At 41.8% G+C, this 16,027-nt stretch carries 17 protein-coding genes, 1 pseudogene and 1 CRISPR repeat array; of the genes and pseudogenes, 17 read left to right on the forward strand and 1 reads right to left on the reverse strand.

Annotated features, from left to right (window positions below; all coding sequences use genetic code 11):
• Window positions 1-20: 20 nt before the first annotated feature.
• The 12 genes from FED51_RS21515 to FED51_RS02115 all read left to right on the forward strand — a co-directional run bounded on the left by FED51_RS21515 (window position 21) and on the right by FED51_RS02115 (window position 11,291).
• On the forward strand, window positions 21-230 hold the full coding sequence (locus FED51_RS21515) for a Dna2/Cas4 domain-containing protein (protein ID WP_276403787.1): 210 nt from the start codon (window positions 21-23) through the stop codon (window positions 228-230).
• On the forward strand, window positions 199-540 hold the full coding sequence (locus FED51_RS02065; RefSeq protein WP_276403815.1) for a Dna2/Cas4 domain-containing protein: 342 nt from the start codon (window positions 199-201) through the stop codon (window positions 538-540). The genes FED51_RS21515 and FED51_RS02065 overlap by 32 nt, the downstream gene beginning before the upstream one ends.
• A complete protein-coding gene (gene cas1b / locus FED51_RS02070) occupies window positions 530-1,516 on the forward strand; it encodes a type I-B CRISPR-associated endonuclease Cas1b (protein WP_138090197.1) in 987 nt (328 codons plus the stop codon). Before FED51_RS02065 ends, cas1b begins: the two co-directional genes overlap by 11 nt.
• Before the next feature lie 2 nt (window positions 1,517-1,518).
• The gene (gene cas2 / locus FED51_RS02075; RefSeq protein ID WP_138090199.1) at window positions 1,519-1,782 is read left to right on the forward strand and encodes a CRISPR-associated endonuclease Cas2; all 264 of its coding nucleotides are present in this window, start codon (window positions 1,519-1,521) and stop codon (window positions 1,780-1,782) included.
• 210 nt (window positions 1,783-1,992) lie between these two features.
• Window positions 1,993-3,270: direct repeats of the CRISPR family, unit length 29 nt; unit sequence GTTTTATCTGAACATAGAGGGTTATAAAT.
• 477 nt (window positions 3,271-3,747) lie between these two features.
• The gene (locus FED51_RS02080; protein WP_010896533.1) at window positions 3,748-4,341 is read left to right on the forward strand and encodes a TetR/AcrR family transcriptional regulator; all 594 of its coding nucleotides are present in this window, start codon (window positions 3,748-3,750) and stop codon (window positions 4,339-4,341) included.
• Window positions 4,342-4,378: 37 nt separating this feature from the next.
• Complete coding sequence (locus FED51_RS02085; protein ID WP_138090201.1) at window positions 4,379-4,747, forward strand: DUF5367 domain-containing protein; 369 nt, start codon at window positions 4,379-4,381, stop codon at window positions 4,745-4,747.
• Window positions 4,748-4,916: 169 nt separating this feature from the next.
• Entirely contained in the window at window positions 4,917-5,657 is a 741-nt protein-coding gene (locus tag FED51_RS02090) for a class I SAM-dependent methyltransferase (RefSeq protein ID WP_138090203.1), read from the forward strand.
• Between the two features lie 629 nt (window positions 5,658-6,286).
• Window positions 6,287-6,811, forward strand: a complete 525-nt coding sequence (locus FED51_RS02095) for a DUF418 domain-containing protein (RefSeq protein WP_010896536.1) — start codon at window positions 6,287-6,289, stop codon at window positions 6,809-6,811.
• A gap of 120 nt (window positions 6,812-6,931) precedes the next feature.
• Entirely contained in the window at window positions 6,932-8,257 is a 1,326-nt protein-coding gene (locus tag FED51_RS02100) for a short-chain fatty acid transporter (RefSeq protein ID WP_412734079.1), read from the forward strand.
• Between the two features lie 90 nt (window positions 8,258-8,347).
• A complete protein-coding gene (locus tag FED51_RS02105) occupies window positions 8,348-9,094 on the forward strand; it encodes a GNAT family N-acetyltransferase (RefSeq protein ID WP_138090205.1) in 747 nt (248 codons plus the stop codon).
• 459 nt (window positions 9,095-9,553) lie between these two features.
• Window positions 9,554-10,381 (forward strand): carbonic anhydrase, encoded by an 828-nt coding sequence (locus FED51_RS02110; protein ID WP_138090207.1) that lies wholly within the window; start codon window positions 9,554-9,556, stop codon window positions 10,379-10,381.
• A 316-nt stretch (window positions 10,382-10,697) separates the two neighbouring features.
• The gene (locus tag FED51_RS02115; RefSeq protein ID WP_138090209.1) at window positions 10,698-11,291 is read left to right on the forward strand and encodes a TetR/AcrR family transcriptional regulator C-terminal domain-containing protein; all 594 of its coding nucleotides are present in this window, start codon (window positions 10,698-10,700) and stop codon (window positions 11,289-11,291) included.
• Between the two features lie 31 nt (window positions 11,292-11,322).
• On the opposite strand, the gene FED51_RS02120 is transcribed toward FED51_RS02115, so the two are convergent.
• Window positions 11,323-12,000, reverse strand: a complete 678-nt coding sequence (locus tag FED51_RS02120; RefSeq protein WP_138090211.1) for a hypothetical protein — start codon at window positions 11,998-12,000, stop codon at window positions 11,323-11,325.
• A gap of 374 nt (window positions 12,001-12,374) precedes the next feature.
• Here FED51_RS02120 and FED51_RS02125 point away from each other — a divergent pair.
• The 5 genes and pseudogenes from FED51_RS02125 to sufU all read left to right on the forward strand — a co-directional run bounded on the left by FED51_RS02125 (window position 12,375) and on the right by sufU (window position 15,968).
• Window positions 12,375-13,351: pseudogene (locus tag FED51_RS02125) on the forward strand (quinone oxidoreductase family protein).
• A gap of 180 nt (window positions 13,352-13,531) precedes the next feature.
• Window positions 13,532-14,467: a CobW family GTP-binding protein gene (locus FED51_RS02130; protein ID WP_175414291.1), complete on the forward strand. Its 936-nt coding sequence runs from the start codon at window positions 13,532-13,534 to the stop codon at window positions 14,465-14,467.
• Window positions 14,468-14,502: 35 nt separating this feature from the next.
• Window positions 14,503-14,892, forward strand: coding sequence for a (2Fe-2S) ferredoxin domain-containing protein (locus tag FED51_RS02135; RefSeq protein WP_010896546.1), 390 nt, complete (start codon window positions 14,503-14,505; stop codon window positions 14,890-14,892).
• Window positions 14,893-14,918: 26 nt separating this feature from the next.
• Window positions 14,919-15,452, forward strand: coding sequence for a dCTP deaminase (gene dcd, locus FED51_RS02140; RefSeq protein ID WP_010896547.1), 534 nt, complete (start codon window positions 14,919-14,921; stop codon window positions 15,450-15,452).
• Window positions 15,453-15,518: 66 nt separating this feature from the next.
• Window positions 15,519-15,968, forward strand: coding sequence for a Fe-S cluster assembly sulfur transfer protein SufU (gene sufU, locus FED51_RS02145; RefSeq protein ID WP_010896548.1), 450 nt, complete (start codon window positions 15,519-15,521; stop codon window positions 15,966-15,968).
• Window positions 15,969-16,027 lie beyond the last annotated feature (59 nt).

Consider the following 16,027-nt stretch of genomic DNA (forward strand, 5'->3'; position numbering starts at 1 on the left):
ACAAATGGAGGGGAAGTGTCATGCAAGCACAAACAATTGGAGGAGTCGATATTCATTACCTATCACTGTGCAAAAGAAAACTATGGCTGTATAAACATGGGATCTCCATGGAAACGGAGACAGATCGGGTAAGGGAAGGAAAAGTGCTTCACGAAACGGCTTATCCAAGAGTCGAAAAAAGGGAGATTCTAATTGACAATGCGTTTAAAATTCGACTCCATGGATGGTGAATATGTTCGAGAAGTAAAACTATCAAGTCGAATGAAAGATTCGGATAAAATGCAAATGCTGTTTTACTTATATCAGCTTGATCAAAAAGGAATCAAGAAAAAAGGATTGATCAGTTACACAAAAGAGAAGCGGACGATAGAGATGGTCTTAGGGGAAAAGGAAACACAACAAGTAAGACAAGCAATTGCGGAGGCTTTTCAGGTGATTAAGCAGCCTAGGCCGCCAGTGGTCAAGAGATTGTCCTACTGCAAAAAATGTGCCTATTATTCATTTTGCTATGCTTTGGAGGTAGATGACGATGATGCGTGATCATTATGTTTTTTCAAGTGGACGGCTTCAAAGAAAAGACAATACCGTATATTATATAGCCGAAGAAGGTGCCCGTAAGACATTACCTATTGAAAAAATCCGAAACCTTCATATTTTTGGTGAAGTGGATATGAATACAAAACTACTAAATTACTTAAGCCAGTATGATATTTGTATACATATCTATAATTATTACGGCTTTTATGCAGGGACATACTATCCACGTGAAAAAAATATCTCTGGTTTTCTTTTGGTTAATCAAGCAGAACACTACACTCACAAATATAAACGTTTGTTTTTAGCTCATCAATTTATTGCCGCTGGGATACATCATATGCTTCGAAATCTACGAAAGCGAAAAAAAGAAACTGCAACCTCAATCGAAGCCATCATGGCGATTCAACCAGATTTACAGACTTGTACAGACATTCCCATGTTAATGGGAAAAGAAGGGCAAATCCGAAAGATGTATTATGAAGGTTTTCAGCATTTAATCAAACAAGATTTTGTCTTTTCCAAAAGAACAAAGCAGCCTCCTAATGATCCAATAAACGCGCTTCTTTCTTTTGGTAATACGATGATGTATCAAACAGTCTTATCGGAAATTTACCGTACAGCGTTAAATCCGACTATTAGTTTTCTCCATGAACCTTCCACAAAACGGTTTTCTTTGAGTTTAGATTTAGCTGAAATATATAAGCCGTTGATCGTCGATCCACTTATTCTTACATTAATTAATAAAAGAACCATTACGAAAAAGCATTTTGAAAATTTTGAGGGTGAGATTTGCTATTTAAACGAGGAAGGAAAGAAGCGATTCCTCCGAGCTTGGGAGGAACGGCTACAAACAAGTATCATGCATCGAAAATTAAAGCGAAAAACGACTTATCGGTATTTAATTCGCCTTGAATGCTATAAATTGATCAAACATTTTATCAATGACGAAGTCTATAAACCACTGAAAGCGTGGTGGTAGCTGTGTTTGTCATTATAACCTACGACGTTAGCGAAAAGCGTGTCGGAAAAGTGTGCAAAACGCTACGGAAGTACCTTGATTGGACACAAAACTCTGTATTTGAAGGGGAAATCACGAAAGGTACTTTGAGCAAATGCTTAGCTGAGCTTGATGCTATCATCGAAAAAGAAGCAGACTCGATCTATATATACCAAGTAGCCAATCCAAAAAATCTTAAAAAATCCGTCCATGGATACGAGAAAAATCTTACTAACTTATTTTTATAAGTGGTAGAATGAAGGAAAAGAAACCCATCTATGCAGTGAATTGATTTTCGAGGTAAATGGAGGAAGGCCTTGTCAGAATTATAGTTTCAGCTACTTTAAAACGTTTCTAAATAGGCAACCGACGATTCAATGCAAAATGAAGATATTTGATAAAGCAACAATCATAAAAAAGCCCACAGTACTAAGGCTTTCAGTTGGCTAAAATGAAGGGTTTTATCTGAACATAGAGGGTTATAAATCCGTAATGTAATAATAAATACGATCTTGTCCCTCCATGTTTTATCTGAACATAGAGGGTTATAAATGAACAACGAGGTTATGGTAAAGAAAGGCGGGAAGTTCGTTTTATCTGAACATAGAGGGTTATAAATGAAGAAATTAAAAAACAATTCGTAAGTGTCTATCTCGTTTTATCTGAACATAGAGGGTTATAAATTTGCTCATCCGTCATCCTAAGGAGCTTGTCGCTCTTGTTTTATCTGAACATAGAGGGTTATAAATTAAGGTCTATCGTTTCAATATCGAAAACTTTCTCTCCGTTTTATCTGAACATAGAGGGTTATAAATTTGCATGGCGTCATCCTTTAGTCCAGTGAACCATACAGTTTTATCTGAACATAGAGGGTTATAAATAAGAAGAAAAGGAGTGAATCAAATTGGATAACAACGAGTTTTATCTGAACATAGAGGGTTATAAATGAATACAAGATTAAACTAAGTTGGAAGTGAAGTCATGGTTTTATCTGAACATAGAGGGTTATAAATTCGTAAATATCGGGAGCGTCCGTTTTGTACCGGTCCTGTTTTATCTGAACATAGAGGGTTATAAATGGTCACTGTTATCGTCGTCCAACGATATTGCGTGATACGTTTTATCTGAACATAGAGGGTTATAAATGTGGGACTGGCGGAGACGTAATACGTTGTTTATCGAGTTTTATCTGAACATAGAGGGTTATAAATTAGCCATTGTGGTCGGTTGGAGTACATCCATCTCAAGTTTTATCTGAACATAGAGGGTTATAAATCCGGCCGCAACCGCGCCAATCCCCGCCTCGACAAACGTTTTATCTGAACATAGAGAGTTATAAATGTGGAGCGTACTAAACCTCGTCTATTTCCGCGATATGGTTTTATCTGAACATAGAGGGTTATAAATGACCTTCGCCGTGCCGAACCGTCTGCAGGACGAAGAGAGTTTTATCTGAACATAGAGGGTTATAAATTCCGATCTTTTCGGCTATCACGTTAATGATCTCTTTGTTTTATCTGAACATAGAGGGTTATAAATGAGTTACGAGAGATGTTGTTGGATTTATGGCGAGAGGTTTTATCTGAACATAGAGGGTTATAAATTCAATAAAGGAACAAATGTTCCACCTTGGTTAAATTCGTTTTATCTGAACATAGAGGGTTATAAATTACACCCAATTCGAATAAAAACATCTATCAATTATGAGTTTTATCTGAACATAGAGGGTTATCAATCTCCATCAACGTTTTCTTCTTAGGGGAGAGGATTAGATCTGATGGCGAGGGGGGAAGTATAGCAGAATGAGAAGAAGGGAGGACGGATTTTATAGCTCAATATGGTACTCTCCCGTTGTTTATAACCATGAAGATTGATAGAACTGTGTATTCAATTTTATAACGATCCAAGCACTAGTCTATACAAATTTATCACAAGTTAGCTATCCAACCAACTAGCTTGGCTCTCTAGTTTTGAAATCGAAAAGACGATAAGGGTAAAAAGAAGATCTGCTATCTTAACATTTTTGGGTCATTATTTTTACTTTGCTGGCGGTCTTGACACGCGTTCGCTGTGGCACCAAATCTCTTAAACCAGTCCTACTTGCAACGGAAAAAACAGAACCTAGGTGAAAGCGATCAAGAATTATAGCAGATCAAGGTAAAAGCCACCAGTAGACAACATTCGAAGCATCTTTTGAAAGGAGTTACTCCCGCATGGCAAAACCTAATGTTGTGACGAAAGAAGAATTAATCGAGGCAGCCAAGCGCTGTATTGTTGAAAAAGGAATTCATAGTTTAACCTTGAAATCGGTTGCCGAGGGGGCCGGTGTCACCCAAGGAACCGTATATTATCATTTTAGAAGCAAGGATCAATTGATGTTGGAAATTGTAGAGAGCATGTGTACCTCGGCCTGGCATTCATTAGAATCTATGAGTAAGCAAGAAGGCGAAAATACCCATTGGATTCAAGCGGCCTTGCACTCAGCACATGACCGAACAACGAAAGATGCGTACTTTCATAAACTACTTGCTTCCTTAATCGTGACCGGATTTACTAACGAACAGATACGACAGAAGCTGGAGAAGTTGTTCCAATTTGAAAATCAAGTGCTGAAGGAGCAAATGGCGGCGGTCCTAGGAGATCATGAACTTCACGGCGTCTCTTTAGAGGTGTGGAGCGTTTTGTTTAACGCCTTAATCGATGGTTTGGCCATTCAGGCTTTAGTTGCAGAGAATACGGACATCGACGGTCTTTATCATCATTTGCATCTTTTAGTAAATAAACTACTTGAAGCCTCACGAGCTTAATGAGTTAACTTATAACTGAAGGTAAAGGAGTGTTTTTATGTTTTTTCTACTTTGGGGTGTTTTGGTTTGGCTTGGTGCTACTGGAGTTTTCAAATTGGCGGGACACTTCTTTTTTTCTCCTGAAAATCCAACACTGATGATCCTTTCCTATCTTCTCGTGATCCCATTGATACTGGTGTTAACCTTGCCGCTGTATAAATGGAAACAGTTAAATGATCACGAGAAACTAAAGGCCGCTATTTTTATTGCATTGCCTGGCATGCTGCTGGATGTGATCGTTCTTCTTAATTTTCAAGAGATTTTTACAAATCTTAGCCCTGACGCCGATCAATATTTTGCCTCATGGTTGCTCTGGGCGTATTCGCTCATGATCATGACCGGTTTTTTGAAAGCAAAAACCAAATGAGAGGCATGCCGTGTCCTTCGTGTTTCCCAGTTTTGAGCGTGTAGACCTTTTTTTCTTCGCAGTCTCTAGTTTCTTACAACCGCATGCTGCTGGATGTGATCGTTATGGTAATATGAAGGAACAATGGTCAGCTAGCGAAGTGGCCACCTGAGCAGGGGGATCTATATAGATGGAAACGAATGCATTAGACGTCAATAAGCAAAGCTGGGACCAGGCGGCGCCACGTTTTTTTGCGAGAAATCCTTTACCAGAATACGGGCCACTTGCCCCGAGTGAAGAAGAGCTCCATTTATTTGGAGATGTTGATCGTTTGAAAGTGCTAGAGATTGGCTGTGGTAGCGGGCATTCTTTAAAGTATTTAGATGAAAAACAGGCGGGGGAGCTATGGGGGATTGATTTATCGACCAAGCAAATCGAGGTGGCTCAGACGGTTTTAAAAGATTCTAGGGCACCGGTCACCTTGTTCGAGTCACCGATGGAGGTAAACCCAGGCTTGCCTACGGATTATTTTGACATCGTGTTCTCCATTTATGCACTAGGTTGGACAACGAACCTCACGAAAACGTTAGAGAATGTCTACCGCTATTTAAAGCCAGGAGGCTCGTTCATTTTTAGTTGGGAACATCCAATGTACAACCGTGTGAGACAACATCAACACGGTTTAACGGTGGATAAGTCTTATCACGAGGAAGGGGCTTATGCACATGAAGCATGGTCGAGTCCTGCTATAATGCAGCAATACCGGTTGAGTACCTATCTCAATCATCTAATTGATCACGGATTTAAAGTGGAGCGAGTGATTGAGGATGTTTGTTTGGCTGATGTTCAAAAGCACACGAATGGCTGGTACGGATACGAAAAAGCCCAAATGATCCCCATCACTTTGATCATAAAATGCCTAAAACAATAAAATGTGGAAAACATGTGGATAAGTTAATACTATAATCACTGTCAGCAAAGCTTTGTTGGCAGTTTTTTTGTAGGTCGTAAAAACTAGTACTGCGTAACTGGATAAGGATGTAAGTCGTGATTTTCTCGATTGGATAGAAAAGGTCGTATGATCATGCTAAGAAACAACTTATCATTTTAAATTTTAAGAAATTTTTAATAATGTTGTATAATTAGAAAAATGAAAGGGGATTGTCTTATCAGGATTTATAAGGGAGGTTAGGTATTCAAATGAAAAACAAAAAAATTATTAATGTTTCCGAATCTATTTTATTGGTCAGCTCATTTTTTATGTTTATGTTTGTTAATAAATATTTAGTGTTTATACCTGAATTTAAATATATTTTTGAGAGATATACTTTATGGTACATATTACCTGTTATAACTTTAGGTTTAGCTATACATTCATTTTGGAACAGGGAAACCTAATAATTCGGTTTTGATAATTATAAAAAAGGGTGGCTGCCAAAATTTGTTTTGTCTGACCCTCTTGGCACTGAATCGAATAGACAGGCTGGTAGCATTTGCTTTTATCCCCATTAGTCATTTTATTCTTCCGATTCTAGTGCGCCGATATTGGTTGGGGTGTGGATGGCACGTAAACACTTGTTAACGGAAGCGCATCTTCATCGTAAACAGCTACGCCGCATGGCAGTTGTCGGGATTTCGATTGCGCTTGTCGGTGGTCTGCCTCTCGCGATCGTTGGGGCACACTCATGGGAACTGAGCCCAATCGCCACTGGCTTGATCCAGGCGATCCACATCATGTCTGGTATTGCCGGGGGGTGTGCATATGCTGCCTTGTTTGGCCTGCTCGGTCCTGTGGTTAATCGTTCAGCGTTGGCCATTCGGGCTTTGGTCGCGCTAGGGAAACGCTCCTTTACCTTTTATGTTTTCAATGAAACGATGCTCGTTCTGTTGCTCTCCCCGGTCGCTTTAGGGCTTGGAGGAGGGCTCCATAGCACAGGAGCTGCTGTGACCGCCATCCTTATTTGGCTGACTGCGGTTGGGCTTGCCTTTTTGTTGGAGAAAAAGAACATGCGTGGCCCTCTCGAAGTGTTATTGCGTTGGCTTTTAGACCGAAATGCTCCAAAGTTAAAACAAACACAAGCATGATCTACGGAAGGTCGTTCTTAGGAGCGCCTTTTTTGTTGAAAGGAAGCGAAACATCTTTGCAGGGATCGGAAAGAGGAGACAGAATAGGAAAATGGATCAACGATTAAAGGGGGCTACGTATTGAAGTATATGATTTCATTGTCAAATCGATTGATGCAGCGCTATTTACCGGACCCTTTTCTCTTTGTTGTTCTTCTCACGTTTCTCGTATTTGCTCTATCCTTGATCTTCACGGAGAGTACACCTCTTACAATTGTTCAATACTGGGGAGAAGGCTTTTGGGGGCTGCTGTCGTTTTCCATGCAGATGGTTCTTGTGCTTGTAACAGGACATGTGCTAGCAAGCAGTCCTTTGTTTAAAAAGGGGCTCGGTGCGCTAGCTGGGCTTCCAGCTTCTCCAGGGCAGGCGATTTTATTAGTAACCGTCGTTTCTTTAGTCGCTAGTTTTATTAATTGGGGGTTTGGTTTAGTCATAGGTGCCTTGTTTGCAAAAGAGTTAGCGAAAAAAGTAGACAACGTTGATTATCGGTTGTTGATCGCGAGCGCCTACAGTGGGTTTATGATTTGGCATGGCGGATTATCAGGCTCCGTGCCTTTGACGATTGCTACACCAGATCACTTCGCCCAAGATATGATCGGAGTCATTCCGACAAGTGAGACGATTTTTGCGCCGTATAACTTGGCGATTGTTTTTGCACTATTTATTGCGATTCCCCTTGCCAATCGCTTAATGATGCCGGGAAAATCAGATACGGTGACGGTGGATCGCTCCTTGTTGGACGATGGACGGGATCTGCAAGCGGCTTCCCTTGAATTAGAGGCGATGACACCTTCAGACCGCCTTGAGAATAGTCGGATGATCTCCCTGTTGGTTGGTGTGCTCGGACTTGTTTTTTTAGGTTATTACTTTGCAACCAATGGATTTGAGTTAAACCTAGATATCGTCAACTTCTTGTTTCTCTTCCTTGGGATTTTATTTCACGGCACGCCAAAGTTGTTTTTGAAAGCGGTAACAAATGCGGTGAAAGGGGCGAGTGGCATTATCATTCAGTTTCCTTTTTACGCGGGGTTAATGGGGATCATGGTTTCCTCTGGGCTGGCTACCGTGATGTCCGAAGCTTTTGTGTCGTTTTCAAACGAAGTGACCTTCCCGCTGTTCGTTTTTCTCAGTGCGGGCATTGTTAATGTGTTTGTTCCTTCCGGTGGCGGCCAGTGGGCGGTGCAAGCGCCCGTTGTGCTAGAAGCTGCGCAAAGCTTAGGAGTTCCTGCGGCTAAGGCAGCGATGGCCGTTGCGTGGGGAGATGCGTGGACGAATATGATTCAACCGTTTTGGGCGCTTCCCGCTCTTGCGATTGCTGGTTTGAAAGCGAAAGACATTATGGGCTTTTGCGTGATGATTTTAGTTGTGAGCGGCGTAGTGATATCGCTCGGATTTTTGCTTATGTAACAAAGGTTATGTGAACTGTGTGAGGGAAATGAATCGATCCTTACACAGTTTTTTCGTAAGGATTATGATCAATTTGAGATTGAAACAGTCATGCAAGTAGGAACGATATTCGGGCACAAAAATTCAGAAGGAACCCTCGTCTCTAGTGCAGCGATCATTCCATATGAGTCGAAGCTAGCTTCGATTGGGATGGTCATCGTGTCTAGTCAATGTCGAGGGCTTGGTCTCGGTCGGGAAGTCACCGAAGCCTGCATCAAGGCTACACTGGAAGATACGACGTTGATGCTTATTGCGACAGACGAAGGCCGGCCGCTCTATGAAAGATTGGGGTTTGCAGCGGTTGAACGAATTCATAAGCATCTTTGTGATGATTATAAGGAACCGGAGTCGATACCAAGCATGGATGTTACGATTGAAGAGCTTCGATCGAATGATTTTCGCCAACTGGTTCAGTTAGATGAAGGTGCAATGGGCGTTAGAAGAAGTCGGTTTCTCAAGCAACGGACGACTCAAGCAAACCAAAGCCTAGTGGCAAAAGACAAAGCTGGGAACGTGATTGGGTATGGCCTTTCGATTTTAGGGCTAATCCATTTAATCATCGGGCCGATTGTCGCGCCAAATCATGAAATTGCCTGCTTGGTCCTTGATCGGTTAGCTTGTCAACATAAAGGAAAGCTTCGAATGGATGTGCCATCAGGGCATCATACGTTTTTACAGCATTTGCAGCGAAGAGGGTTTACTGAGGTGAACACACCACCTGTCATGGTGAAGCAATCAGCCTACGAACCGAGGCGAAACGGTACGCTGTTCGCGATTGCGGCCCAAGTGTTTGGATAAAATGTTTAAATAAACGTTTAATTAAGCGTATGTAACGAGAGAGCGGACTGTTCGTAACTTATAGAAAGGGTGCGAGAATTATAAATAGGCAAATTCCCCTCTGTCTAAGGTAGGCAGAGGGTTTCTAGTTGGATGCCATTCCTTTAGCATGAAAGGGTTTTTATATCTAAATGAACCAGCTATATGGAAGAATTTAGTCGGTTATACCTACGTTTTTTTTTTACAAAATAAAGATCGTTTTTCCCGTTTTTTGTCATGATGAGAAAAGGGCTTTTTCGTCGTGTATAATGTCGATTGAAAGGTGCATGATGTGATGTCTCAATGAGTGTGGGGAGCACAAAATTGAGAGATGGGCTGCGAGATCACAGAGGATTCACATTCTTTCAGTGGGTGAGAATATGAGGTGCTTCTGGTCTTTTTTAATTAAAAATCAGCTTAAAGAGAAAGAAGGAGAAAACCATGAAAAAACATTTATGGGGAAAAACGTGTTTAGCTGTATCATTAAGTGTCATGGTGACCGCATGCTCTTCTGCACCTTCCACAGAACCAGTCGATGAGCCGAGCGAGACACATGAGGAAACGAGCGGTGGCGCACACGAGGTTCATTGGTCTTACACTGGAGACACTGGTCCAGAGCATTGGGCAGAGTTGGATTCGGAATATGGTGCTTGCGCTCAAGGAGAAGAGCAGTCACCGATCAACTTAGACAAAGCGGAGGCCGTTGATACCGATACCGAAATCCAAGTTCATTATGAGCCGAGCGCGTTTACGATTAAAAATAATGGTCACACGATTCAAGCAGAGACTACCTCAGATGGGAACACGATTGAAATCGATGGAAAAGAATACACACTCGTTCAATTCCACTTCCATATTCCTTCCGAGCATGAAATGGAAGGAAAGAATTTAGATATGGAGCTACATTTTGTCCATAAAAATGAAAACGACGAGCTCGCCGTACTCGGGGTCTTAATGAAGGCCGGCGAAGAGAACGAAGAGCTAGCGAAGCTATGGTCAAAGCTACCAGCAGAAGAAACAGAAGAAAATATTTCGTTAGATGAGTCAATTGATTTGAATGCGCTCTTGCCAGAAAGCAAAGAAGGATTCCATTACAACGGTTCCTTAACGACGCCTCCTTGCTCAGAAGGGGTAAAGTGGACCGTGCTATCTGAACCGATTACTGTTTCACAAGAGCAAATCGACGCGTTTGCTGAGATCTTCCCAGACAATCACCGACCGGTCCAACCTTGGAACGACCGTGACGTCTATGACGTGATCACTGAATAGAAATAAATTCCATGTTAAGCAATACTACGCCCTACACGTTAGAGAAACAATCAACCGTGTAGGGTGTTTTTATGTTAGCTCATAGGGGATAAAGGAGAAAGAATAGTTGAAATCACGATGGTTACATGTTCGAGATCATGGAAGTAGCGAATCGCTGTTAAAGGAAGTTTGGTTAGGGGGAATTGTTTAAAGCTTTATGTTTACGAGCTCTCCCTCTTTGCTAGAATTGCCAAAAACCAACACCATATATCTAGTAGTTGTAATTATGGTTTATTCTCATGTTAAAATATAGGCAGTAGGAGTTGAATATCAATACATGAGACCAAAAAAAATTGATCAATCACTTATAATACAAGCATCATTGGCATTACTAGAAGAAAGCAACGTAAAAAGTTTTTCCATTAGAAAATTAGCGGATAAACTAGCGGTAAAAGGTGCCTCTCTTTATTGGCATGTAAAAAATAAAGATGAATTGCTCTGTTTAATTGCTGATTATTTAAGTCAAAAAGTCGAATACCCGAATCCTAGGTTGTCGTGTGAAGTACAATTAAAAGTCCTTTTCTCCCATTTTCGTGATGTGTTATTAACGCATAAGAATTCTGCATATGTATTTATTGAGACCCCGCCAGTTCATCCTAACCGGGTGGAACTTATTTCAAAAGTAAGTGAATTACTTGTTCAGTTTGGATTACCTGAAGAGAAAGTTTTTTCGGCAGCTTGGATGTTAAATAATTATGTCATCTCCTTTGTTACAGAGGAGTACCGTTTAGAAGAAGTGAACGATAAACCAAAAGAGTCGATTGATGATTTAAACCTGCCATTTAATCTGGCCAAGTTTAATACCCAGAAGGAATTTGATTTTGGGCTTGAAGTCATTTTAAATGGATTAAAGCAGGAATGTCTTAAGTAAAAGATCCTCTCGTCCAAGCAAGAGGATCTTTTTAGTGAATGGTGCTTCTCATGTTGAGCAAAAGAAGGGTACATACAAGAAAAACCCAGATCCAAGCTAATACTGTAAACCGAACAATAATGGAAAAGTCAATGATAATGGCACCAATTAACCAACCTAGCCCAGCAATGATACCTAGATACGCAAGCCAACGTTTTAAGACAGGAACAAATAATAACACAATTCCATATAGAATGATCGATAGCCCAAGCATAGCTTGTGAGATGAATGCGGTCGTTCCTAACATCGTTAAAGTAGCATTCGTCTCGATAACAATGGATCCATAGGTTTCCTCATCGGCGGAGACCCATTTAGTTGCTAGTAGCGGAAGGGCGAAGCTATGAATATGGAAATACAGAGCAAAAACACCACAAGTCATGATCATAAACGAATTAGCCACCTTACTCCAAATAATTGCGATCTTATTACTTAGTAATGAAGTCAAGATGATGAAGGAAGCTAGCCATAGGAAGATGGCTGCGATATTGGCTAAGTGAACTTCTCTCCACAAAGTAGAATCTGCCAGGAAGGGGAGGAGTGTCTCCGCTTCTTCAATCGGTGGATTCCCATGTATGGCTGAAGCAAAAATATATAGTAAAGTACCTATTATCCCTAGTATAGCTCCAATTTTTACGAAATTTCGCTCATCAGGATTGATCGTGATACCCATTATGGCTCACCCCTTTTACCTCAAAAACTAACAATGTTAGTTTTTGATTATAAAAAATGATGTAACTTTTAAACAAGTTTACAAATAAGCAAGACCCTACTTCTTAAGGTCCATTCCTTTGACAGCAACGGCTGTAATAAAAATTGTAATGCAAAAAATGGTTGTACTCGAAATTATCGCAATTGGTAAAGTCATATTTCTCCCTCCTCCTTATGGTTTTTAATCTAACGATGTTAGCTTATAATGGTTTGATTCTGTTGTCAAGTTGTAAAAGTGATCATTATTTCTTATTGCTTACGATTAAAACTGATGATTATACCGTTTCTCTTATGTGTAGTACCATTATATGGTGAGTTGATAGAGGAGGCGGTTACATGAAAGCGATAGTGGTTACAGCCTTTGGTGGGCCAGAGCACATGATGTGGGAAGACGTGAGCACTCCGGTAATCAAGGAGAATGAAGTGTTAATCAAAGTGGTGAAAACAAGTGTCAACTTTGCTGATATTAAAGCAAGGTACAGAGTAGGAAAGGGGGAACTCTCCCCTTTATTCCAGGTCTTGATGCTGCTGGATATGTTGAAAAAGTAGGGAGGGGAGTGTCTGACATCCAGGTTGGCCAACGAGTGATAGCATTTCCTAAGAGTGGGTCCTACGCAGAGTATGTCGTCGCAGCTGAATCACTTGTTTTTCCGATCCCAGATGAGATCAACTTTCGTACCGCAGCTACCTCCCCGATCGTTTCTTTTTTGTCCCACCGTCTCCTATGCAATGTGGCGCAAATGGAGCGAGGCGAGTCAGTGTTAGTCCACGCAGCAGCAGGTGGTGTGGGAACGACAGCGATCCAAATGGCTAAGCTGTTAGGAGCGGGGACCGTCATCGGTACCGTAGGGAGTGCGGATAAGATAACAGCCGCGAAAGAAAGTGGAGCGGACGAAGTCATTTGTTATGAGGAAGAGGATTTTGCAAAGAGCGTTCAAGAGATGACAAATGGAGTCGGCGTAGATATTATCTTAGACTCGGTTTCTGGGTCGGTTACAGAGAAAAGTCTTCAATGTTTAGCCCGTTATGGCAGGTTAGTACACTTCGGAAATTCTAGCGGGGCGATTGGAACCATTAAAACGATCGATTTGCATGCAAGTTGTAGGTCTGTTCTCGGATTTAGCCTTGGGACAACCCGAAAGTGTAAGCCCCATTTATTAAAGGAAACCGCTCGCCACGTTCTTCCTTATTTGGCTTCGGGGAAATTAAAGGTTCACATCGGTCATGAATATCGACTAGCAGATGCAGCAGACGCCCATCGATTAATGGAAAGTAGACTAAATAGAGGCAAGATTCTTTTGAACGTGGAATAGGTGAGAAGGGAACATAATTTGTTGAGTGATGTATAGCTTTTGATAGATTTCACCTAAAGGAGAAGGCTCGTCCATTGGCGGGCGTTCTTTTTTAGGTGTTTGTATTTGACCTTCTACACTATTTCCCTTAGTATAGAATATAAATAGGAATGATTACGATTTATGCGAAAGGTACTGACTATGAAAACGAAACCGATTGATCTTTACATCCTGAGTGGTTTTTTAGGGAGTGGAAAAAGTACGTTATTGAAACGATTAATTGAACAAGAGCAAGCTAGGGGCAACAAAATCGGGGTTTTGATGAATGAACTGGGGGAGGTCAGTGTCGATTCCTCCATTGTACCTAAGGATACTCCGTTAAAAGAAATGTTAAACGGTTGTATTTGCTGCACGATTCAAGGGGAGCTTAGCGCCCAGCTCCAATCATTTATCGAGGAGTATGAGCTTGATGTTATTTTCATTGAAGCGACAGGGGCGGCCCATCCTCTTGAAGTGGTAGAGGCTTGTACTCATCCTGTTTTTGCGGGTCAGGTTAGAGTGAGAGGGGTACTAACGGTTGTGAATGCTCGCCAATGGATTGAGGGAAAGATGAGCATCAAAATAAAAAAGCTTATGGAGGCACAAGTGACGTTTGCCGATCTCATCGTCGTTAACAAAGTTGATCAAGTGACAGATGCGCAGGTAGAGCAGCTCACAACAAGTATAAAAGACTTGAATCCGAAAGCGATTATTATACCGACAACTTTCTCAAATCTAGAGCCTGTTCATTCGGAGAGGCTTCATCATGCTGCCGCTCCCTCTTCAAGAGGCTCTGAAAGCAAAGCCCATGTGCATGAGCATTTACATTTACGGACGATGGCCGTTCCGATTCAACATCCTGTGGATCGAATGGAATTGCTTTCATTTTTAAAAGGAATTCAAGGACAGATTTACCGAGTGAAAGGGTTCATTCATCTGAAGGAGTCACCGGGGCTGTTTTTATTCAACTACGCTTATGGTGATCCGATGTTTGAACGGCATCGGACTGATCAGGCGTATGCACCGGTCCTTGTTTTTATCGGAGATGACCTCGATCATCAGGCGATTGAAGAGGGCTTACAGCAATTACAACAATAAAAGGTGACCCGTGCACGTAAAGGAGTGTGGAAGAGATGGCGACGTGGAACTTAACGAAGACGAAACACCATGTCCTTATTTGCAACGGAAGTAGCTGCAATAAAGCGGGGGCTGAACAATTGACCCGATCGATCCGTGCAGAGATTATGGCGAAGGGACTAGATCCTATCATCCATACGACAAGAACCCTGTGCAATGGGCGTTGTCAGGATAAATGTGTGCTCATTACGTATCCTAGTGGCCATTGGTATAAAGAGATGTCAAGCGAGGATGCGCCCCGGTTTGTTGATTCGTTGCTATCAGGGAGACGGGTGGAAGAAAAAATCAGCCATACTTTTAATGGAGAGGCATTTGAACCTACAGAAGGAACCGTCCTTGGCGTTGAAAAGGATCAGGAGCTTGTAAGAAGAGTATCAAAACTATGATAACTGCAAGAAGGTGGGAACCGTCATTGATTTTAAGTGGAAAAACCATTTCAGAAAAACTAACTGAAAAAGAACTAGAGATAACACCGCTGACGGAAGAACAAATTCAACCAGCCTCGGTTGATTTACGGCTTGGTCCTCATTTTGTCACGATCGACGATTCCAAAGAGGCTGTAATTTCATTTGAGCGCCCGATCCGTTATCGGGAATGGACGACAAGTGACGAAACGATCGTTCTTCCACCGCATACTTTTTTGCTAGCGACGACGATGGAAACCGTCAAGCTACCGAATCATTTAACGGCTTTTGTTGAAGGAAGAAGCTCGGTTGGGCGGCTCGGATTATTTATTCAAAATGCTGGCTGGGTGGACCCAGGATTTAACGGACAAATTACGCTTGAACTGTTTAATGCCAATCGCTTGCCCATCGAATTGCCGATCGGACGGAGGATTTGTCAGTTGGTGTTTGCAGAGGTAACGGGGGAAGTAGCACCGTATCAAGGAAAGTACCTTTTTCAAAAAGGTGCGACCATGAGCGAAATTTACAAAGACGCGTTTTAATGGTAATAGAGTTCATTTAGGTGAACTCTTTTTTACGATCAGGAAACAATGCGAAAGGAGAGGACCATGTTAGAACATTTATACCGTCAACTGGTCATTGACCACGCGAAAAAAAGGCGCAACCATCGGAGGATTAGCGGAGAACACGTACAACAAACCCATTATAAAAACCCTACTTGCGGCGATGTGATCACCCTGTACGTGGAGCTTCAAGGTCATCACGTTGACGATATTGCCTTTGTCGGGGAAGGCTGTAGCATCAGCATGGCTTCAGCATCCATGATGACCGAGCTTCTTAAAGGGGTATCCTTAGAAGAAGCTTCAAGCATGCGCCATGCGATGGAGCGCATGATTCGGCATGGGGAAATCTCAAGTGATGTTGATTTAGGGGACGCTCTTTCCTTGGAAGGGGTTCATAAATTAAGAGGGCGACACAACTGTGCGCTCATGGCTTGGCAAGCACTGGATCGAGTCATCGGCCATGAAACAACCTATGAGCCAGTGGCTCGATCGTGAAGACGCCGATAAGAATGGTCGTGTGAACCCCCACGTGCTCGCACCAAAAAAAGACTGAA

It is taken from the genome of Halalkalibacterium halodurans (genome assembly GCF_005671335.1).
Classification (GTDB): domain Bacteria; phylum Bacillota; class Bacilli; order Bacillales; family Bacillaceae_D; genus Halalkalibacterium; species Halalkalibacterium halodurans.

Excerpts from the sequence above, each read along its gene's own strand:
- FED51_RS21515 (WP_276403787.1), top strand. The coding sequence starts at position 21 with ATGCAAGCACAAACAATTGGAGGAGTCGATATTCATTACCTATCACTG.
- FED51_RS02120 (WP_138090211.1), bottom strand. The coding sequence starts at position 12,000 with ATGGGTATCACGATCAATCCTGATGAGCGAAATTTCGTAAAAATTGGA.
- FED51_RS02090 (WP_138090203.1), top strand. The coding sequence starts at position 4,917 with ATGGAAACGAATGCATTAGACGTCAATAAGCAAAGCTGGGACCAGGCG.
- FED51_RS02115 (WP_138090209.1), top strand. The coding sequence starts at position 10,698 with ATGAGACCAAAAAAAATTGATCAATCACTTATAATACAAGCATCATTG.
- FED51_RS02135 (WP_010896546.1), top strand. The coding sequence starts at position 14,503 with ATGGCGACGTGGAACTTAACGAAGACGAAACACCATGTCCTTATTTGC.
- FED51_RS02110 (WP_138090207.1), top strand. The coding sequence starts at position 9,554 with ATGAAAAAACATTTATGGGGAAAAACGTGTTTAGCTGTATCATTAAGT.
- sufU (WP_010896548.1), top strand. The coding sequence starts at position 15,519 with ATGTTAGAACATTTATACCGTCAACTGGTCATTGACCACGCGAAAAAA.
- FED51_RS02095 (WP_010896536.1), top strand. The coding sequence starts at position 6,287 with ATGGCACGTAAACACTTGTTAACGGAAGCGCATCTTCATCGTAAACAG.
- cas1b (WP_138090197.1), top strand. The coding sequence starts at position 530 with ATGATGCGTGATCATTATGTTTTTTCAAGTGGACGGCTTCAAAGAAAA.
- FED51_RS02130 (WP_175414291.1), top strand. The coding sequence starts at position 13,532 with ATGAAAACGAAACCGATTGATCTTTACATCCTGAGTGGTTTTTTAGGG.
- FED51_RS02080 (WP_010896533.1), top strand. The coding sequence starts at position 3,748 with ATGGCAAAACCTAATGTTGTGACGAAAGAAGAATTAATCGAGGCAGCC.
- FED51_RS02065 (WP_276403815.1), top strand. The coding sequence starts at position 199 with ATGCGTTTAAAATTCGACTCCATGGATGGTGAATATGTTCGAGAAGTA.
- FED51_RS02085 (WP_138090201.1), top strand. The coding sequence starts at position 4,379 with ATGTTTTTTCTACTTTGGGGTGTTTTGGTTTGGCTTGGTGCTACTGGA.
- FED51_RS02105 (WP_138090205.1), top strand. The coding sequence starts at position 8,348 with ATGCAAGTAGGAACGATATTCGGGCACAAAAATTCAGAAGGAACCCTC.